At 43.0% G+C, this 20,787-nt stretch carries 13 protein-coding genes; 10 read left to right on the top strand and 3 right to left on the bottom strand.

Going from position 1 to position 20,787, the window contains the following annotated elements:
• Nucleotides 1–7 precede the first annotated feature (7 nt).
• Nucleotides 8–2,341 carry a DUF262 domain-containing protein gene (locus GUA98_RS13635; protein ID WP_193723364.1) on the top strand — a complete coding sequence of 778 codons (2,334 nt, stop codon included), beginning with the start codon at nucleotides 8–10 and terminating at the stop codon, nucleotides 2,339–2,341.
• A gap of 185 nt (nucleotides 2,342–2,526) precedes the next feature.
• On the opposite strand, the gene GUA98_RS13630 is transcribed toward GUA98_RS13635, so the two are convergent.
• A complete protein-coding gene (locus tag GUA98_RS13630; protein WP_193723363.1) occupies nucleotides 2,527–3,090 on the bottom strand; it encodes a TetR/AcrR family transcriptional regulator in 564 nt (187 codons plus the stop codon).
• Between the two features lie 209 nt (nucleotides 3,091–3,299).
• On the opposite strand from GUA98_RS13630, the gene GUA98_RS13625 reads away from it, so the two are divergent.
• From GUA98_RS13625 to GUA98_RS13605, 5 genes are all read left to right on the top strand, one after another.
• Nucleotides 3,300–4,223 carry a ketopantoate reductase family protein gene (locus GUA98_RS13625; protein ID WP_193723362.1) on the top strand — a complete coding sequence of 308 codons (924 nt, stop codon included), beginning with the start codon at nucleotides 3,300–3,302 and terminating at the stop codon, nucleotides 4,221–4,223.
• Nucleotides 4,224–4,322: 99 nt separating this feature from the next.
• Nucleotides 4,323–4,739, top strand: coding sequence for a DUF4395 domain-containing protein (locus GUA98_RS13620; protein WP_193723361.1), 417 nt, complete (start codon nucleotides 4,323–4,325; stop codon nucleotides 4,737–4,739).
• Nucleotides 4,740–5,169: 430 nt separating this feature from the next.
• Nucleotides 5,170–6,051, top strand: a complete 882-nt coding sequence (locus GUA98_RS13615) for a diacylglycerol kinase (protein ID WP_095288492.1) — start codon at nucleotides 5,170–5,172, stop codon at nucleotides 6,049–6,051.
• Nucleotides 6,052–6,202: 151 nt separating this feature from the next.
• Nucleotides 6,203–7,948: a 23S rRNA (uracil(1939)-C(5))-methyltransferase RlmD gene (gene rlmD, locus GUA98_RS13610; RefSeq protein WP_193723360.1), complete on the top strand. Its 1,746-nt coding sequence runs from the start codon at nucleotides 6,203–6,205 to the stop codon at nucleotides 7,946–7,948.
• Between the two features lie 276 nt (nucleotides 7,949–8,224).
• Nucleotides 8,225–9,862, top strand: a complete 1,638-nt coding sequence (locus GUA98_RS13605; protein WP_193723359.1) for a DUF6119 family protein — start codon at nucleotides 8,225–8,227, stop codon at nucleotides 9,860–9,862.
• Nucleotides 9,863–11,064: 1,202 nt separating this feature from the next.
• Here GUA98_RS13605 and GUA98_RS13600 read toward each other — a convergent pair.
• A complete protein-coding gene (locus GUA98_RS13600) occupies nucleotides 11,065–11,490 on the bottom strand; it encodes a very short patch repair endonuclease (RefSeq protein ID WP_193723358.1) in 426 nt (141 codons plus the stop codon).
• Nucleotides 11,491–11,607: 117 nt separating this feature from the next.
• Complete coding sequence (locus GUA98_RS13595; protein ID WP_193723357.1) at nucleotides 11,608–12,720, bottom strand: DNA cytosine methyltransferase; 1,113 nt, start codon at nucleotides 12,718–12,720, stop codon at nucleotides 11,608–11,610.
• A gap of 417 nt (nucleotides 12,721–13,137) precedes the next feature.
• Between GUA98_RS13595 and GUA98_RS13590 the strand changes: the two genes are divergently transcribed.
• The 4 genes from GUA98_RS13590 to GUA98_RS13575 are packed head-to-tail and all read left to right on the top strand — an operon-like array spanning nucleotide 13,138 to nucleotide 20,781.
• Complete coding sequence (locus tag GUA98_RS13590) at nucleotides 13,138–16,569, top strand: UvrD-helicase domain-containing protein (protein ID WP_193723356.1); 3,432 nt, start codon at nucleotides 13,138–13,140, stop codon at nucleotides 16,567–16,569.
• The gene (locus GUA98_RS13585) at nucleotides 16,569–19,139 is read left to right on the top strand and encodes a hypothetical protein (RefSeq protein WP_193723355.1); all 2,571 of its coding nucleotides are present in this window, start codon (nucleotides 16,569–16,571) and stop codon (nucleotides 19,137–19,139) included. The genes GUA98_RS13590 and GUA98_RS13585 overlap by 1 nt, the downstream gene beginning before the upstream one ends.
• On the top strand, nucleotides 19,136–19,360 hold the full coding sequence (locus GUA98_RS13580; RefSeq protein WP_193723354.1) for a hypothetical protein: 225 nt from the start codon (nucleotides 19,136–19,138) through the stop codon (nucleotides 19,358–19,360). The genes GUA98_RS13585 and GUA98_RS13580 overlap by 4 nt, the downstream gene beginning before the upstream one ends.
• Before the next feature lie 17 nt (nucleotides 19,361–19,377).
• The gene (locus tag GUA98_RS13575) at nucleotides 19,378–20,781 is read left to right on the top strand and encodes a 3'-5' exonuclease (RefSeq protein WP_193723353.1); all 1,404 of its coding nucleotides are present in this window, start codon (nucleotides 19,378–19,380) and stop codon (nucleotides 20,779–20,781) included.
• The last annotated feature ends 6 nt before the right edge of the window (nucleotides 20,782–20,787 follow it).

The following is a 20,787-nucleotide window of genomic DNA, read 5'->3' as shown; positions in this document are numbered from 1 at the left end:
GACCTCTATGAGTGATAACGATATTGAATTAGACTATTCAGATATAAGTAGTATCTTAAAAAACAATTTAAAAATTGAAAATACATTAAAATCTATCTCTTCAATATTTAATAATAAACGTTTCTCACAAAAAATTAATTATAAACCGTATTTTCAAAGAAATTATGTGTGGGATGAATCGAAGGCGACTTATTTTATAGAAAGCGTCTTGATTGGAACTGAAATTCCTCCCCTTGTTCTATTTAACAACCATTACAAAAATGAAGTCATTGATGGGAGACAACGCTACGAAACAATTGAAAGATTTTTGACCAATAAAATAACTCTAAAAGAGGATGGACTAAAATCTCTAAAAGGTTTGGCAGGAAAAAGATTTGTAGATCTTTCAGACGAAGATAAGGAGCGGTTCGAAGAAATAAAGTTGAGAATCCTTCAATATAGTGTGGTAAATGAACCTACCCTTGAAGAAGATAAAGAAGATAAAATTAAAAAAGAAATTTTCAGAAGATATAACTCTGGAATAATTCCTCTAAAAAAAGAAGAAATTAATAGAGCAGAATTTATTGATGATCCCATTACCTTAGCCCTAAATAATTTGTTGAAAAACAAGCAAAGTTTATACGAAAGTGTTTCCAAGATATTCCTTCCTAAAAGTCAAAACAAAGCTCAAAAAAGAGATAGACTAAATATTCTTGTGACGAGGATAAGAAGATTAATAACACTACCTCTTATACCTATAAGAAATTATGCACATAGTAGCTATAAAAATGATGTTATTAGTGTTTACTATAATAAAAGGATTGCTACAAAAGATACGGATGCAATATTAAAAGAATTTGAGATTATTATGAGTTATGTTTCGAAATTGAAAAAAATACTTAGCAAAAATGCAAACAAATTCTTCGATTCAGGTCTATTATATGAATGTTGCTATTGGATTTTTTCTATTCTTTATTCTAATTACCGTCTTACTTTTGAAAAAATTGATTTAGAAAAATTTAGCATAGACCTAGAAAACAGCAATGAAATTGAATTTTTCTGGAATGATATTGATATTCCTTCAAGAGATAGTGTAGAAATTTTCGAAACATCTGGTAGCCATTATTATAAATCTATACTTAACAGATATACTTTTATAGCTAATTATTTTTCTGCAGAATATTCTATTCACTTAGAGAATTATTTAAGGAATTCAAATGATTTTAACAAAATTATGAATGAAAAACTCGATATAAACGATGAAATCAAACATTTCCGACTAAATAAAACGGACCCTACCTCTATGACTATAGAGGATATAATGCAAAAAATAAAAAAATCAAAATTTTTAATAAGACCTTCCTATCAACGTTCTGAGGTAACAAATCCGATTAAGTCTGCATACCTTATGGAGAGTATTATTCTAGGTATCAAAGTTCCACCAATTTTTATTTATAAAAGACAAGATAAAGTAAGTGAAGTGGTTGATGGGCAACAACGATTGTTATCGATTATAGGTTTTTTGGGTCAATCCTATTTAAATGAAGAGGGTAATGAAGAAACTTCTCAAAAGAATATGTACAAATTAAAAGGGCTAAAAATTTTAGATGAGCTGAATGAAGGTGATTCTAAAAGTATTGATGCAAAATTTATTGACAAAATACTTGATTTTCAATTAGATGTAGTAGAAATTGATGCGGAACAAAACCCACATTTCAATAATATTGATCTATTCCTAAGATTGAACACTAAACCTTATCCAATCAAACCTAATACATTTGAATTATGGAATGCATATGTGGATAAGGATATAATTATGTCAATTCGGAAAATTTCTAATGAGTATTCCGGAAAAATTTTTAGAGCACAAGACACAAGAATGAGAAATGAGGAACTGATAACTTCTCTAGCGTATATGGATTACAAAAGAAAATTAACAGGCAATGAATTAAGAAGCGTACTAACTGTTTATATAAGATCAGGAAGAGTTAGTGCGAGAATTAAAGAAAAAGCAGATATAACTAAAATCCTTAGTGATATAACTAACAAGGATGCTACTGTATTTGAAGAGTCTGTAGAAAAAGTGCTGGTATTTATTGATAAAATAAATAAACTTACTGATAATGACAACAGCCTTATTAATGTTATATTTAGCCATAAGTCAAAATCGAATTCTAGTCGTACAGATCAAAACTTTTATTTTTTATGGATTTTATTAGATAAAATTAGTGAGAGTTATATTATGGAGAATAAACACACTCTTATAAAAAAAATAACCGCTGTCTATCAAATGATTCAAAAAGCACCTACAGATTTTACAATTAATGATCTTTATAACATTATCGACAATTTTCATTCTTAAATCTTTAATTTAACGAAGGCATTTCCGCTCAAGGCGGAAGTGCCTTTTGTTGAATTAGGCTTGTAAATTATTTCTTAAGAACTATTTTTACTGATGAAATGGACTTTATTTTTTTGAATTGAATATAGGAGAAAACTCAAATGCAAGAGCACAGTTATGTAGTCTGTCTCATAATAATAACTAATTTAATCGACTAACGAAGGCAAGTTCAGATGAAGCTCCAATAATGCAATTAATTGGTCGACCATATCCTCTGCAGAATAAGGCATGGCATTCATAATCCACCATTCCAGCAGACCCACGGCAGCAGAAGCGAGGAACTGTACAGTGACCTCTTTGCTCATGCCTCCCTGAACGCCGCACGCATCCATCTGTTCCTCAACGCCCTGAACCATGATCGTCATGAGCTTGCTTCGAAACGCGGGAATCCCCTTTTTCGTGAGGAGGGTGGTATAGATGGCTGCATGTTCCTCGAGATACTGGAAGGTTCGCAGCAGCGCGTCTTTTGCCGTCATAGGTGTTGGATAATGATCGATCATGCAGGTGTCCACCAATTGCTGCAAATACGTCTCGATACAGCGGTCCAGCAGATCGAATTTGTCTGTATAGTGCAGATAGATCGTTCCCCGGTTAACATTGGCGCGATCTGCGATATCATTGATCGTCATTTGCTCGAAATCCTTCTCATTCAGCAATCCGACAAAAGCCTCCATGATAGCCTTTCTGGTTTTAAGCACGCGTCTGTCCATGGCGCCTCCTCTACCTGCTTCTTCGTTTTCTGTATATCTCTCTATAAATGGCTTACGCTTTTCAACAAAAAGGAGTATTTCGTTGATTATTCAACGAAAGCGGGTTTTTTAGCGATTGAAGCTCGGAAGGGGCTTTGATACTCTTATTTTATCAACAACTGTTCATAAAGCAACGATTATTCATAAATAACGAAACTGAGGGGAATCTAATGAAAATATTGGTCTATGGTACGGGTGTGCTAGGCAGTCAGCTGGCCCATGTTCTGGTACGTGGAGGAAATGACGTTACCGTTCTGGCGAGAGGGAAACGAGCTGAGGAATTGGAGAGGGATGGGGTGGTCATTCGGCATGTATTTCAGTTTAGAACGACGGTTGATTCGGTTCGGGTAACAAGAGAACTAAGAGCGGAAGATGTTTACGATCTCATTTTCGTGGTCATGAAATATAATGATTTTCCATCGGTGTTACCGATTCTCGCGAATAACCGGAGCACCAACATCGTGATTGTAGGCAACAATGCAGATGCACGAAGCATGCAGACTTATCTCGAAGACAACAGCCCAGTGGATAAGCGAGTCGCGTTTGGTTTTCACGTTAGCGGCGGGAAGCGTCACAAGGATCGGATGATGTCCATAGGTGGGGGGAAGGGACTGATGGTGATTGGCGCACTGGACGGTGAGATCCCTTTTCAACCTCTGCTGGATCAGGCCTTTGCAAAAGCAAAGTATAAGCTGGATGTGATTGAGGATATCGACGCTTGGCTGAAGAGTCATCTCATCCCGATTCTGATGCTGAATGCGGTGAGCTTCGATGAAGAGCGAGAGCTGAAGAAGCTGGAGGGAAACCGGGAGCAGCTCCTGCATATGATCGGTGCCATGGATGAGGGGATTGCCGTACTGGAGGCGATGGGCATCGACATGATTCCCCGAGCACAGGCGAAGCTGATCCGCAAGCATAAGCGGTTGCTGTATCTTTTGCTGAAGATCTACAGCATGCTTCCGGTGCATAAACTGGTTGCAGGTTCTTATGGCGAAATAGAGGCAATGGACCGGGCATTTACCGATTGGAAAAGCATCACGAATGTACCTACCCCCCATTGGGATGCACTTCGAAGGGATTTTACCATCCTATAATAAGATATGTACATGGTAAAATCATCTTTCTGTTGCTCAAAACTTCAATCCCGATTACAATAAAACCAACTAATAAAATGGGGATAAGGAGATATGAGGATGCGGGAAGTGCCTATGCGTTATGTCAAAGCGAATCAGGTCGGGATCGTGCTGTTTGTACTCCTATCGTTTGGGTTCAATCAACCGCTGATCTTGGGTGCGTTGTGGATCATTCAGGTGGTCGGGCTCGTCTCTGGCGGGAAGCTGAATCTATTTGTCCAGATCGGGAAGGCTGTGCTTAAGGGAAAAGGTACGGAAACCCAAGCAGTAGAGCTGCAGCGCTTCAATAATATTCTGGCTGTTATGTTCCTGTCACTGGCTCTCATCTCATTCTCCTTGAGCTGGCAGGTAGCCGGTTATCTGTTCTCCGGAATGCTCCTGCTTGCAGCAAGTGCCGCTCTGCTCGGTTATTGTGTGGGCTGCACCGTATATTTCTGGTACAAACAGCTTCGTGCAGGCAGACGAATCGGCTTCTAAACGGATGGATGAATGTAAAATATAAGGTAACGTGGATGCGGCTTCGTGATTCGGAGCCGTTTCTTTGTGCTTTTTGAAGGAGATAAAGGTTAAATTCCTGTCAGACGGGCAGAATGGGTGTCTATGAAATGGGTTAAATACAGTTGAAGAGAAAATCGCTGAATGTGTAAAATGAGAGGGAACCTGCTTGCCGGATGGCGTAAATACGTTACAGGCTAGGACATCTTCACATTTGATGATATGATAGAATATAAAGGCTCTGGAATGAGATGGAATTCCTTATGCATAGATATAAGTATGGATGAAGATTCGGGCAGGATTAACGGACGTGGGTGATCATGTTAAAGGTTCCCCGGTTGTGGACGCTCGCAAGTGAAAGAGAATGAGGTCGTTCAGACTCATGGATAATGTGGAATAGGTGGCGTATGAGATGAAAAAGGCTCGCTTAATATATAATCCGACCTCAGGCCGGGAAGAAATGAAGAAACGTCTGGCTGATGTGCTGCAGCGTTTGGATCAAGGTGGCATCGAAGCTTCAGTACACGCAACAACGGGCGAGGGAGATGCAACCCGTGAAGCGGAGCTCGCAATCGAGCGTGGTTATGACATGATTATTGCCGCTGGCGGCGATGGTACGCTGTATGAAGTCATCAACGGCATGGCCGAGCGGGAGAATCGTCCGCCGCTGGGTGTATTCCCTTTGGGAACAACGAATGATTTTGCGCGTGCGCTCGGGATTCCGAGACAGTGGGAGGATTATGTGGATCTGGTCATTAATCAGCAGACTCGTCCGCTCGATCTGGGTAAGGCAAATGATAAATACTTCATTAATATCGCAGGCGGCGGCTCGTTGACCGAATTGACATATGAGGTGCCAAGTCGTCTGAAAACGATGATCGGACAGCTCGCCTATTATATGAAGGGTATCGAGAAGATGGCCAGCCTGTCTCCGCAGGAGCTGATTATCCGCGCTGCAGGCCAGGAAGAGATTCATGACGAATTCATGCTGTTCCTGATCGCTAACACGAATTCTGTCGGGGGCTTCGAGAAGCTTGCACCAGGAGCAACGATAGACGACGGAATGTTCGATGTCATCGGTGTGCGCAAATGTAATCTGGCCGACATGATCCGCCTCGTTACGCTCGCGCTGCGCGGGGAACATCTGAATGATAAGAAAGTGCTTCATTTCCAGACGGATTATATGGAAGTGACATCGCCGGGCTATGTACAGCTAAATCTGGATGGGGAGCTTGGCGGTACTTTGCCTGCGACGTTCCAGAACCTGCAGCATCACCTGCTGCTGTATCGTTAAGAGAATAGGTGATGGCGCTGGTGGCAGTGCGTTTTTCCAGTTGCCGTCTGCGTGTGGATCACGTATAATCTCAGGGTGAAATTGAAAAGATGAAGTGGAATGAACTCCCCATACGTGGGGTGATATATAAGAAGAAAGAAGTGAATGTACGTTGTCTAATACGAACCGCAGCGGTCGTGGAAAAAACCGCCGGAATTCGGCTGCCTCTCAGGGGCAAGGGAATGCGATGGCATCCCGTCAGCCAGGTAAATCATCTCGTCCATCATCACGTCAGCAAGGGAAAGAGGTGCGGCCACAAGGCGCATCTCTTTCTGCCGTTCGTCCGAAGGGACGTGCACGTGAATCCGCGCCAATCGAAGGACTTCCGGTCAGCAAAAACGAAGAGACCGTCATCGACATCATTGGCATGAACCATGACGGTGAGGGTGTAGGCCGTGCGAATGGATACACCCTCTTCGTACAAGGTGCGCTCCCAGGTGAAACCGTCCGCGTACGCGTGATGAAAACCAAGAAGCAGTACGGCTACGCCAAGCTGCTGGAGATCGTGAAGGCGAGTCCGGATCGCGTATCCGCGCCGTGCCCGATCTATGATCAGTGCGGCGGTTGCCAGATCCAGCATATGAGCTACGCCGGACAGCTTGCGTGGAAGCGCCAGCTGGTGGTCGATAACTTGCAGCGGATCGGGAAGCTGAACGTGATGGTGGAGGATGCAGACGTTCAGGGTGATGAAGAAGCGAACCTGAATAGACTGTCTGAAGAGAAAGTGGATCAGGCAGCTGAATCAGCTATTACAGAAGAACAAGGGAACGGCAGCAATCGTATTCGTCTTCGGCTGGAAGGTGTCATGAACGAAGAAGCTGCTGAGGAAGGTATTCGTGTACTGCCTACCATGGGTATGGACGAGCCGTGGCGCTACCGCAACAAGGCACAGGTGCCTATTGGCGTGACTGAAGGTGGCTTAGTGGGTGGATTTTATGCCAAAGGAAGCCATCGGATCATTGACATGGAGACCTGCCTTATTCAGCATGAGCATAACGACGAAGTCGTAGCGAAGGTGAAGGAGATCGGCAGCCATCTGGGCATCAGCGCGTATAACGAAGAGACAGGCCGCGGCCTGCTGCGTCATGTGGTCGTGAAGAAGGCTTTCCGCACAGGTGAGATGATGCTTGTTCTGGTCACTAATGGCCGGGATATCCCTCATAAGGATGAATGGATTGGAAGTATTCGTGAAGCGATCCCGCATGTGGAGAGCATCTGCCAGAACGTGAACAAGAAACAGACCAACGTCATCTTCGGCGATGAAACCCGCGTCCTGTGGGGTCGTGATGTGATCTACGATTATATCGGAGATGTGCAGTTTGCGATCTCTCCACGTTCGTTCTATCAGGTTAACCCCGTACAGACGGAAGTGCTGTATGGTAAGACAGTAGAATACGCCGGGCTGAGCGGCAAAGAGACAGTTATTGATGCCTACTGCGGCATCGGTACGATCTCTCTCTTCCTCGCGCAGCATGCGGATCAGGTGTATGGGGTAGAGATCGTGCCCGAAGCGATCGAAGACGCTCGCAGCAATGCGATGCTGAACGAGATGAAGAACGTGAAGTTCGAAGTCGGGGCATCGGAAGATGTCATCCCTCGCTGGAAGGAGCAAGGCATCGAAGCAGACGTCATCGTTGTCGATCCGCCGCGTAAGGGCTGTGACCCACGATTGCTGGATACAATCCTGGAGATGAAGCCGGAGCGAGTGGTATACGTGAGCTGTAATCCAAGCACCTTGGCACGTGATCTGCGTGTATTGGAGGATGGCGGTTATCGGACGGTTGAGGTAACGCCGGTGGACATGTTCCCGCATACCGTGCATGTGGAGTGCTGTTCACTGTTGATCAGAAAAGATTAATAGTTGAGGTGTATTGGCGGGAAAAGTAAACGAAGTGGGTTAATAGCCCACTTCTTTTTTTATGCTTAATTGGGCTGTGCAGATAGATGTCCTTTCTGTACCCAACTTAAAAGTCCTAAAAAGGGTAATCTTCAACTTGAATCGCAAGTACGGAGGGTAATTTTTTTCTTTGAATCTCATTCTTGTTAATTCACGATAGTTATAATAAAGGAATTTATGTAATTTTGTAGAAAACTGTAGAAATATACATTTTCCAATTCATGGGGGGGACTTGTTTTGAAGCTATCATACTATCTCTTTAATGAGAATGTAAGGAATTTTAATCAGTTGATTCTACCTAATAAAGTTAATGAGGAGAATAACTACTTTGAATTACAACCGACAGAAGCAGAAAGGAATTTCGAGTTTAAGGTTTTTATTCAAAGAAATAGATCAAAAGAGCCAAAATGGATAAGCTTTCTTGAAAGGGATTTACAAATTCCTAATAGGGATGAAATTAAAAATACAGTTAACTCATTTGTCATTTTAGTTAAAGTATTAAAAGATAACACGTCATACTTTTTCGCTATCACTGGTGGATTTGGGTTTACAGCAATAAATAAAAATAATTTAGAAAACAACTTTGGATTAAAGGTAGCCTTAAATTCCATTGATACTAAGGAACTTAAGGCTTTTGATGTAAGGAATATTGATTTGAAAACGAGACAAAAGAGAGTACTCTTTAATAAGGGGAGTGAGATCGGAGAGTTTGATTTGGATTTTGAGCAAGACCTTATAAATCTGGTTTCGGGAAAATCAAGAGATCAGGAATTCGGCACTTCAGTAAGGGGTTCTACATCGTCTTTAAGTTTAAATAGTGATATAACTTTTTCGAGGCTAGGTGAGAAATGTCTGCAAATATTGGATTTATATTTAAGCGAAGATTACAAGGAGAATTTCGGATTTATTGATAATATTAAAATAATTAAAGACCCTGAAATAGTTAATGTTTTAAATGATAACTTATTTACTGCTATTCGTAATCGCCAAGGTGATAATCTTTCTTTGGCTTACCCAGATATGATCGAATATGAAAGGTGCTCTTCTTACCAAATTAAACGGGGATATAGGAAAACGGATACTACTGAGGTTACCTTAGAAGATTTGTATGCACTACTTGATGATCAAAATGTTAGATTCGATTCACCGAATGATATTGAGAAAATAAAAATAATAGGTTTTGACGATGCGAACAGTCCCGTTACTACCCCAGTATCACTAAATCATTTTTTGATTTATCAAACTGAGCATGATCAGAACACCTATATTTTTTCACTTAATAATTGGTATAAGATTGACACTGATTATATTGCAAGAATTGATAATGAAATAATGGAAATACCGTTAGTTGAAAATAATAATTTTCTTACTGTAATTCAACCTAATGAGTCGGAAGGTAGCTATAACGAACGACAGGACTCAGAATATTTTCTATGTTTGGATAAGCGTAATTTTCAGGTAACAAATACGAGAAGCAAAATTGAAGTTTGTGATCTATTGTCGAAGGATAAACATTTTGTTTGCGTTAAAAGAGGTACACGTTCAGCGACTTTAAGTCATCTTTTTGCACAAGGTTCTGTGTCAATGGTTTTATTAAAGGACTCGTCTGATTATCGGCAGTATGTGGTAAGCCAAGCTACACAGAAATTTCCCGAGGAAAATTACAGCATCGAAAACTTTCCTTACAACGAAAGTACCCTAGTTTATGCAATTTCTTCTGCGAATTCGTCTGATATTAGAATGACATTGCCGTTCTTTAGTAAAGTTAATCTTTTGCATCATGTTAGTCTTATTAGAAGACTGGGAATAAAAGTAGCTTTATACAAAATACCAGTATACGGAGAAATAGGCGATACTGATATAGATGAAGAGTGATAGTTAGAAGGTTTACCCAATAATGCCTATTCAGGAATATTCCGCATTAACCACTCATCGTTGGTCTGGAAAGACCCATAGTTGAGGTGTATTGGCGTATATAGCAAAGGAGCGGGTTTAGTCTCGCTTCTTTTTTGATCATGAGTTCAGGTCAGGGGCGGCTATTGACAGCCGTCCTTTGTTGTACCCCACCCCAGTGCAGACGTATTAGTCATTACGTTACAGACGATGTTAAGGCTTATAATACCCGCCTGAAATTTTAGCGAACATCTTCTGTACGCACAAAGAAAGCCCCAACCATATCGGTGGGGCAAGATAAGGAGCGTGATGGTTCAATTATTAACATGAGGATAGATAATATACTTTTTCTTCCAATCAAAATAAAATGCTTTAGAAAGTACCCCTAATCATAAAACCTCCACCTCATCTCAACGACTGATTATTCCTAGATACCATCGTTTAAGCTTTCAATTTCCTTAGCTTGCTTATGCCCCGTTTTTCTTCATGAAAACCAATTTTTATGAAGACCTATTACACTTCTCTATTGCTCACTACGCTCCATGTGTTCCTTTATTGTTCAATGACCTATATTTTATTTAGTTGAACATAATATGGTTGGTGCTTTATGAACAGGACTTTACGTACAAAATATTAATAACTTACCTATGAAACAGTTGACGTGTCTAGATCCTGATGATGTGCTTTCTCTTAAGCCAGAAATTGATTTAGTTTACTTAACGTAGTAACTAGATGTAGAACCAGCGGATGGGTATTTTATTCAACGGATACGGTTTAGGATCGAGTTAAACGGCAAGTATTTCAAGAATCTCAAGAGATCGAATGATCGATGAGATTGAGAGGCTGCAACCGCGACGTCGTAAGCAGATTGGAATACCCGCGCAAATTGGCGAATAACCCTGAAGTTAAGCTTCGAACGAGCTATGGGAAATGGACATTAAATACGGGTATTTCGAAGGAAAACTAGGCTTCTTCTACTTGCTGTTCGTGTTTGATGATTAGACCGTGAAGTCATTGACTTCCAGATGGGGCCGTCCTTCTAGGGCAAGCATGCATCCGGGTTGATTCAGCGGGCCTTGTGATAGCCTAGCTCTTTTAGAGGAGGAAGCAACGCATTGGGATTCATCCCGATAACGGGCCGCGGATTAGCTCTTGAAGCAAATATTTGCTTTTTGGTCAGTTTTTTATTTTTTGGTGAACTCTTTTTTTTCCTGAATGGTCTCCATGATATGATTTACTACTTTATCAAGTTCTTTTCTGGTTTCGTGCTCCCAAAAACGCTTCACGGTCCATCCGTTATTTAAATAATATTGGTTAATTTCATAATCGCGCTCAATATTCCGTTTGATCTTTTTCTCCCAGTATTCCCGATTATTCTTTGGCATGATGAAATGTTGAGGACAGGCGTGAAAAAAACAGGAATCCAAAAAAACGACAATTTTATATTTTTTTATGGCTATATCAGGTTTTCCAGGCAGGTTGCGTACATTTTTGCGGTATCGCAGTCCAAGTTTCCACAACTCATGGAGTACGCGCTGTTCCATTTTAGTACCAGTGGAACGAATATTCTGCATATTTTTTCGTCTGTCTTCCGGTGATAAATTATCCATAAGATCCCCCTTACCAGCGATTCATTAAAGTGTGGGTGGTAATTAATGTGCATCAAGAGTGGTCAGAATATAACAAAAGTGCGCTTCAGAAAAGAGAAGCGCACTTTTTAACATTACTTAGACAGTGACCAACTCCATCGTCTGCTGGTTTAGCAACTGATCAATATCCCATTTGGGGCGGATGGAATCGTATTTTACACCAGCGTAGGTTTTAAGAACGGCTTCAACAATAGCTTTCGCTCCTTCCGGTGGAACGGCCATTCCAACCTGCTGACGGACTTTTTCCTTTTTACCTTTAAAATTAAAATGGTCAGGAAAGGTTTGGAGACGGGCCCGTTCCCGATTTGATAAAGCTCGGTCCTCAGACCAATGGTACATGTGAGTTCCGCCACCGCCGCTGCCTGTGACGGTATAGGAAGGAGCGTTTTTATCTAGCCGGCGGTAGATCTGGCTCATTTTTGCGCCTTTTACATTTAGACGAAGCTCCTCAGGGATGCCTTCATACCAGGCGTTTTGTCCCTCGGGAATATAGGAAAGGAATTTTTTTACCCTTTCATGGTGGACAGGCATATCATGGTTGTCTGCGTCCTCCGGAATCGGGGGATACATAATCGCTTCGTATGCTGTTTTGTATGGATTTTCACGTCCGGGTCCGTGGGTTGGAGCCGGCACTTTAAATTCCATGTTTAGATCGTTACGGTAACCAACGATAAGAATACGCTGACGGCTTTGAGGGACGCCGTAATCAGCAAAATTATATAGGTGCGGCGTAATTCGGTAACCGGCATTTGTCATGTCTGTCAAAATCTTGATAAATGCTCTGCCTTCATTAGCACTCTGCAGTCCACCGACGTTCTCTGCAATAAACCACTGGGGTCGGTAATGTTCGAGTACCCGAATGCCATACGTGTATAGCGGGCCAAAATCACCATCAAACCCCTTTTTTTCACCAACGAGACTAAAGTCGTTGCAGGGAAACCCATAAATAAATGCATCGATTTCGCCCAAGTTTTTCAAATCTTTAAACTGGCGAATATCCCCATGATAAACGGACTCTGGCTTGTCGGGACAAATATTTGCAATATATGTTTCACACGCTTCCTGGCTGTAGTCATTTGACCACTCATGCTGTACCGTATATGTTTGGCCATTTACCTCCACACTTGCCATTTTCGCACCAAGGGCAAATCCGCCCGGGCCATTAAACAATTCACCTTTACGAAAGATCATAAACAAGTCCTCCTGTTTGCACAAACCCTGAATACATTATAGCATCTTCTACAAAAAAAATCGATATTTTTCAGAACGTGCGTTCCCATTGTGAAATATGCTTGTACATGTAAGATAAGGACTGAAGCGCTTTTTGGTAGATGTTCTTATTATAGCGGACTTTGTCGTAATAAGCCATGAGCTGGTTCTTAACAGCGTTAACCTATTTTTTTCTAAATATACCAAACTTTTAGCTAATAAATCATCGTACGGGATATTTTTGTTTGAGTTAAGGCTTTGCACGGTTGCTTTATTTTCAAAAACAGGGCCTGCAACCGATATAATAAGAGAGATGTCCCAGGGAAATAGGCCTTAACTACTATAAGAAATTTGAACAAGATGCCTAACAAAAATAGACAGTGCGGGAGAAGAATGAAGATGGAGCTAAACACTGCCCAGATAGTGACAGCGGAAGAAATTGAATCTTGTTTTACTTTCGCTGAAGAACTTTATGACAAGAAGGCTGCCAGCCAAAAACAGTTTGGCCGCGGAGATATCATACGCCAGAAAAATGATTTCATTGCCGATCACGTGCTTGGGAAAGCCGCAGAATATGCATTAAGCAGATTTTTAAGCAGTTTTTTTGGCATACTGTTTGAAGTTGACCTGAACGTTTGGAATGATCCGCTGGTTCATGATGAGGGCAATGATTTATCTGTCATTTATTTGAACGGGAAACCACATCATCTGCCTTTCAAAGTAGATATCAAAGGGACCCGACAACATGCCAAATGGCTGGTTGTGGAAAAACATAAAACTACAAGTTTTAAAACACATGCATATGTCGTCGTTCGTCTGATGGATCTTCCAAATGGGAAAAAGTTTGAGAATGATCCGTATACTTATAGGGGGAGACCTTGGAATGCAAGAGTTGAAGGGTTTGCTTTGGTTTCAGATTTAATGGAGACTTACAGCGAAACCGGGTGGTTTGAGTTTAAAAAGGGAGACCGTCTATTCAACCCTCACATACTTACCCCATTAAAAGACGTAATCTGCCAGGTTCCGGCTAGTGAGTATCATGAAAAATTAAGTCTTCTTTTATCCGGAATGCCAGAAGAACAAAAATTTATTGGGCCGCGGCTGGATTGCAAGATGAATTTAGGTCTGCCTCACAGCTGGCTGCGAAGCAGTAGACGGGAATGGGGAGATTTTACGGATATATTGCGGCGGGAAGCAGTACCCGCAGAGATGAATCACACAGGTAAACAAGGTTCAGTGTCTGAAAAACTAGGTCCCGATACCCTGGAATACAACGGATCTATGGAGGATTTTGCCACATTTCGTCGAACTAAAAACACTGTGGAAATTAATACTGAAAGGTTAGATTCTAACATGTTCGCAAATGATGCTGAACCGAAACACTCCCTGCTTGCCGTTTACAATCAGACAGAAATCGAAATAATTGCATCCTCTTTGGCAACGTTGCTAAAAAAAGGTGTCAAAGTCCTTCTTTTTACGGATGCAGCAGCTGAAGAAATTCCTAAAGTCCTGACTAGCTTTCAGTCATCTCGGCTGTTCCAGCAGTATAAAGTGCCGTCCGGAATATCGCATCAGCTTTCGGGGCTTTTTATCGTGGATGGAAACATTCAGGATAACAAGCAACTGTTTTTTTCACAGCTTGCGCAGGAATGTCCAGAGTTTAATGAAGAGCAGTACGTAGTAGAGCATGCCCCGCCAGAATCACATTTGTGCGTAGAGGCGGGAGCGGGGACAGGAAAAACGACGGTTATGATCGACCGCATATTATTTCTCATACATACGGCATCCGTACCTGTCAGTGAAATGACCATGATTACGTTTACGCGTGAAGCGGCACAAAACATGTTTCATAAGCTGCGCAGAGCGTTCTTTCAGCGATTTCAAGCAACGGGGGCTGTTCGTTACTTGCAGTTAATGGAAGATCTTCGCTTTATGAGTATCAGCACCATACATTCATTTGCCAGACAGCTTATACGTGAACTGGGGTCAGAACTCGGTTATGGACAAAATGTGCAGATCCGTAGTTTTCGTACGGAGCGAAGACAAATTATTGAAAGACAGATAGATGCCAAAGCCAGGCAGTGGCTGGATCACCATGCCATTATGGATAAGTTTAAAGAGATTCCTTTATATAAAATGATCAGTATTACAGACAGTTTTTGGACGGAGCTGGAACGCAAGGGGCTGACTCGTGAGGAAACAGCTCACATTGCCTGGGGAGAAGCGAAAGGGGACAGTTCGGATCTGCATGATTTCTTTACCGGCTTATTTGAAAGATGCGAAGATGAATTTCATCGGCTCAAAAGCGATGCAAATGCGGTTTCCCTCAGCGACTTGACCCGACAGGTAGAACTTGTAAGCCGGCGAGAAGAGGCGTTTATAAATACCGCTAAACGGATTTCTTATTTATTTATTGACGAGTTTCAAGATACGGATGATTCCCAGATTAAACTGGCAGCCCGACTGGTGAAAGCCTTAAAGCTGAAGCTTTTTGTGGTTGGAGATATCAAGCAGAGCATTTACCGTTTCAGGGGTGCCGATTACACTGCATTTGACAACTTGAGAAAACTGATGGAAGAGCAGAATGATACGCTACAGCCGTTCTCGCTTCGAAAAAACTACCGGTCAGCTGTGAGCATTCTCAGCAATATGGACCACCATTTTTCGGCGTGGGGAAAGGCCGATTATTTAACGTACCGGGACAGCGACCGGCTTGTTGGCATGCGGGAAAGCAGTGAAGCTGCTTTGCAGATCCATCAGGTAAATTTTAAACGCTATGACGATGAACAAAAACAGTACACGGTTAATATAGTCCGCAGGGCGAAAGAATCAATCACTCGTCCGGATAAACACAAAGTTGCACTGCTGGTCCGAACCAATGCGCAGGCAGGGAGGTTGAAAGCATGGTGCGATGAAGCAGGGATCAATACACACCTGGAAATTGGAGGCACGTTCTTTACTAGTTCTGCGGTACAGGATTTTGCTTATTTAATTGATGCCCTACTGTTTGTGAAAAAACCATCAGCACAAGTCAATCTGCTAAATTCGCCCTATTCCAACTCCAAAGTACACTGGAGTTCGCTGGTTCCCTTTGATGGGGATGAGGCGAAGCTCATGGCGTTTCTCCAGCCGATAGAACCGTTTGCCGGCTGGAATAAGGTGCAGGAAAAACTCCGTATTCAGCCCGTGCTGTCGGTTATTCGAAGTGTGATGGAAGCAGCGAATCCGGTGATGCGGTTTATGCAGGAGCAGTACAGCCTGCTGAAAGAGCAACGGCCGGAAAATCCAGAGAACGAAGTAGAGGCAAAAACCCGTGCGATGCAGTATCAGAAGAATCTCAATCATTTACTGGAACTTTTGCATCAGCAGTTCAGCACAGACTTTTTGACACTGTACTCCCTACACACTTGGCTTCATATTAATATGGCAGTGAATCGGGACGAGGACGAGCCGGAGCTTGATGAAGAAGAAAAAGGCAGCCGGGTTCGGATTATCACCGTCCATAAATCAAAAGGACTGGAATTCCATACTGTGATTCTACCGTTTACTGAACAAGACTTCCGGTATGAACGCAGTGAGCTCCTACTGGACCACTGCAACGGAACCTGGACTGCTGGGTGGCAGGTCAAAGAAAGCGGGAGAATTTATTCAAGTGAGCCCTATACTGAACTTAATTCCAATGAAACGATTGAAGTGCAGCGGGAGGAAGCGCGGTTAATATATGTCGCAATGACCCGTAGTGAAGAGCGGTTATGGATAGTGCGTAATAAAAAATACAGCATCCGGGATAATTGGAGCAGGTTGCTGGGCATGCAGGGAGATACCAACTAATGCAAAATATAGTCATAACGTATACAGATCCAGCCCGCCTATCAGAAACAGCGCCGTTCGCCCCATATGTGAACAGTCTCCATTTGTGCGCAACGAACAGTCTGCGAGAAGGTATGGTCAAATACTACCAGCAGAAGCATTCGGAATTTATCCATGCTCCCATTGTATCCGCGGGTATGCTTTTTTCTAAACTTTTAGGTTCATGGTCGTCGCCTGCTGTTAAGATGAAGCAGTTTACCAAATTGACGAAGCTGATGCGCGGTCAGGAAAACGTGTGGGGCAGAGAGCTTTGCCGCGCTTTCAGACACAACCAAATCGATGTGTTGCAGACGATGCGGACGCTGGCTGAAATCGGAGTTACACCTGGTAAATTCAAGCCGGCAAGCCGGGAAGAACAGCTTTTTCAAAGTGCATGGAGCCGCATGGAGGCTAGGGAATCCAGCTTCCAGCGCATTCGTTCCAAGCTCGACTCAGCCTTTCGAATGGAGCAGCGTTTAAGAGAAGCACTAGAGCATTGTCTCATTGATATGAACCGCCTGCCGGAGAGAATCACGGAAATTGTGCTTCATGGCTTTTATTTCATTACGCCGCTTCAGTACCGGGTAATGTCTTTGTTCCGGGAAGCGGGTATTCGCCTTGTATTTCTTAATCTTTACGATAAGCGTTATCCGAACACGTTTAGGTCGGTCGAACGATTTTTATCCCAATGGGTGCCGTTTGAGCAGTGGAAGATGGTACAGTCTTCAGCATATTCGGAGGCCAGCTGGGGCGATGTTTTTGCTTTATCTTATGAAGACGAAATTCATAAATTATTGGATGCACAATCTGGACCGCAGGTCATCCAGTTTGAAGATTTTCAGACGTTTTTATCTCATTATGAAGGTTACTCCAAAACGGAAACTTGTTATTCTCCTGGACATGAAAACTTGAACAAACGCTTGAAAGATTATTATCCGGAAAACTATCCCGATCGTCATTTTCTTGCGTATCCAATTGGACAGTATTTATTCCACCTTCATCAAATGTGGGATGACCAGAAGGGGGAACTCGCACTCAGCGAAAAGGGCCTATTCGAGTGTTTTTCCTCCGGATGGCTGCAAATTGAAGAACACAATGCCCGAAATTTCACTGGTGTGCTAGAAGATGTTCTTCCGTACTTTGCATCCTGCAACACGCTAAAGGAATGGAGGAGGCAGGCCGCATTACTAAAAGAAGTGAAAATGAATGCAGCTGATGCTTTCGAACACTCCAGCAACCGGTTTCACAGAATGATGGAAAATCCAATGCTTCGTTTTTCGTTTCTACAGATCAAACACACGGACATTGTGCTTCTGGTTCAGTTTATGGAGAAACTTTTTACCCAGGCGGAGCTTCTCTTTGGGCAGAAGGAAATTCAGCTTCACGAGCATTTTGAACGCATTGAACAGTTGCTGGCAGCAGGACCAGACCCAGAATCCCTGGTCGAAGAGGAGCGGAAGTTGCTGGAACAACTTCGGGGAAGGCTAAAACTGGATTTTATCGATGATGAGTCTTATTACATTGATGATGTGGCCCAGGCCGTTGCGCTGTACCTCGGGGGTGAATTTAATGACGAATTAGAAGAACCGCCTTTACCGATCAGTAAGTTTGAGGATGTTGATGCGGCCGCATTTATGGACAGTGAAATCCATCTTTGCACCCTGGATGAGGAGAGCCTGCCGTATGTAGGCCAAGCGATGCCGTGGCCGCTCACACGCCAGACAGTGCGAGGACTGCAGAGTCCAGAGCTTGACATGCTCTTTATCCGTGAAGACGTATCTTCTGCTTCGGCCAGATATCTGTTTTACAACGTTCTTACTTTCGCTAAGCAGCCGGTACGCCTTTCCTGGATTCGAAATACAGAAGGCAGGAAGCTGGAGGAATCCGTATACATTATGGTATTAGGCCTCGCAGCTGAAAAGCGAAGCACTTTGTTCCAGCCTCAGGATTTGGAACCGGCCGGTTGTACTGAAGGAGATAGGGAAGCTGTGTTTCATCACTTGGAGTCGTTCCCAGCTGATGCCGCTGCTGAATATGCATTGTGTCCAAGACGGTTTTATTACAGCTTTGTAGTGAAGCCGTTCGCTTCGTATCGCAATGAATTCCATCAACAGATTTTATACCAAAACCTGCTGAAAGCATCCTACGTACTGTCAGATGCTTCTACAGCGGAAATTGATGCGCAGCTGTCAGCTATATTTCCACACTGGCCTGAAGTGAGAAAACGGTATTTGGCTGAAGAAGCACAGAAGTACCGCAATACCTTTTCAAGGAGGTATGATCCTTATGAGGGTCGGGACTATGTGCGGGGCCGGAGGCTATTTCAGCTTCTGCTGTCGGGTTATACCGTGGATGACGAAAATTTAATGGAGCCGGTGAACAAGGTTTTTCAAACCAACAATACAGACGAAACGCTTGTGAAACCTATTCAGCACGAAGAACTATTGCAGCTTCGCGCCAATCCGTCGGAACTCTGCCGCTTCTGCCCTCATCTGCCTGTATGCGTTGAAGGATATTACCCGACTGACGACAAAATGAGGTCCTACAAATGAAAATTAACACCGACCTATGGCAGCAGGTTTCCTTCCGCTGGGTCCGGCAGATGTCTGTAGAACAGCAGGAGCAGATCGAACAGACTGCTGCAGAGTCTGTGACATCCGTGCTACAGGAACTTGAGTTAAAGGGAACAGCGGATACGATTAGAAGTGCAAGAGATGAAGTTCTTTTTCTTATATCTCAAGATGTTGACGATGATGACGACGACTTTATATAACACGGAGATGAACAGCCATGCAGGATATTACTCTAACAAAAAAACAGCAGGAAGCCGTTGAGTATGAAGGTGATCAGCTGCTCATCCGCGGAATCGCAGGCAGTGGAAAAACGACGGTGCTGCTGAAGCAAGCTTATAAAATATTAATGAAGCATCCAGGCGAGAGTGTTGCTCTCATTACATATAACCAGACGCTTGCCCGTTATGCGGCGGAGCTTGCGTCTCTGTTAAAATCGGAGCGGCTTACAGTCAAAACATTTCATTCCTGGGCTTACGGTGCACTCTTCAGAAATGGCAGATTACCGCGTGTCGTTTCCGGCAAACCGCAGACAGAATTGATCTTATCCTGTATACAGGAACTAAAAAAGACCAATGCCCATCGCTTTTTTAGAGAGGCTCGGTTTGAGGAATTCCTTCAGGATGAAGTCCACTGGATTAAAGGGATGGGGGCACTTACCCGAGAGACCTATATTAAAGTTGAGCGGATTGGCCGAGGAACGAAAGTCAAAGTGGACCGCAGTGACCGCGATAAAATATATGATTTGTTTGAACTATACCAGAATAAGCTCAAACAAAAGACACTGTGTGATTATGACGATTATGCGCTTTTGCTCAAACAACAGGGGGTGCAGGAATCCCAAAAGTTTGACAACATCCTTATTGATGAGGCACAGGACCTTCAGCAGGTACAGCTCCAGCTTCTCAAGAATTGTGCGAGAAAACGGATTATTATAGCAGCGGATAAAGGCCAAAAAATTTATAAGACTTCTTTTACATGGCGTGAAATTGGAGTAAACATTACCGGCGGCCGAACCAAAATATTAACTGATTCTCAGCGGTCCACTGAACAGATTATGAGGCTGGCCGCAAGTCTCCAGCAACATGATCCGCTGTGTAAAAACAAGGATGATGAATTTGTGCCCCCAGAAATGCCGAGCCGACAGGGGCCGAAGCCCACGATGGTACATTGCACGGATTATATGGAGGAGGAAGTGTTTGTTGCCAACACAATAGCTCATCTTCGGAAGGCACAGCCGGAATGGAGCATAGGACTCCTTAGCCGTAAGACTGCTTCGCTCAACCGGTATGAGCGGGTGCTAAATAATAAGGGAATTGACTGCGTTCAGGTCAAGAAGGAAGGGGCCAGCGTGCTTGACGCGGGTGTAAAATTAATGTCTTTTCACTCCGCAAAAGGGCTTGAGTTTGATGCGGTGTTTATTCTTTGCGTAAGGGAGCACAACATTCCTCTTTTGGATAAGGAACAGGGGGAACCGGATGAAGAGGAACTGGCTGTTGAGCGGAGACTTCTCTATGTTTCCATGACCCGCGCCAAATCAGTTCTTTACATGACATACTACGATAAGCCATCGCGTTTTGTAGATGAAATGGACAGTGATTTATATAACTCTGAGAAAGCATAAGGGGGA

It is taken from the genome of Paenibacillus sp. P13VS, from assembly GCF_015143645.1.
In the GTDB taxonomy this organism is placed as follows: domain Bacteria; phylum Bacillota; class Bacilli; order Paenibacillales; family Paenibacillaceae; genus Paenibacillus; species Paenibacillus xylanilyticus_A.
Note: the sequence above shows the minus strand (reverse complement) of the source record. Positions and strands in the feature narration are given on the sequence as shown.

Coding starts and splice junctions, on each gene's coding strand:
- GUA98_RS13635 (WP_193723364.1), top strand. CDS start 8: ATGAGTGATAACGATATTGAATTAGACTATTCAGATATAAGTAGTATC.
- GUA98_RS13630 (WP_193723363.1), bottom strand. CDS start 3,090: ATGGACAGACGCGTGCTTAAAACCAGAAAGGCTATCATGGAGGCTTTT.
- GUA98_RS13625 (WP_193723362.1), top strand. CDS start 3,300: ATGAAAATATTGGTCTATGGTACGGGTGTGCTAGGCAGTCAGCTGGCC.
- GUA98_RS13620 (WP_193723361.1), top strand. CDS start 4,323: ATGCGGGAAGTGCCTATGCGTTATGTCAAAGCGAATCAGGTCGGGATC.
- GUA98_RS13615 (WP_095288492.1), top strand. CDS start 5,170: ATGAAAAAGGCTCGCTTAATATATAATCCGACCTCAGGCCGGGAAGAA.
- GUA98_RS13600 (WP_193723358.1), bottom strand. CDS start 11,490: ATGGATAATTTATCACCGGAAGACAGACGAAAAAATATGCAGAATATT.
- GUA98_RS13595 (WP_193723357.1), bottom strand. CDS start 12,720: ATGATCTTTCGTAAAGGTGAATTGTTTAATGGCCCGGGCGGATTTGCC.
- GUA98_RS13590 (WP_193723356.1), top strand. CDS start 13,138: ATGGAGCTAAACACTGCCCAGATAGTGACAGCGGAAGAAATTGAATCT.
- GUA98_RS13585 (WP_193723355.1), top strand. CDS start 16,569: ATGCAAAATATAGTCATAACGTATACAGATCCAGCCCGCCTATCAGAA.
- GUA98_RS13580 (WP_193723354.1), top strand. CDS start 19,136: ATGAAAATTAACACCGACCTATGGCAGCAGGTTTCCTTCCGCTGGGTC.
- GUA98_RS13575 (WP_193723353.1), top strand. CDS start 19,378: ATGCAGGATATTACTCTAACAAAAAAACAGCAGGAAGCCGTTGAGTAT.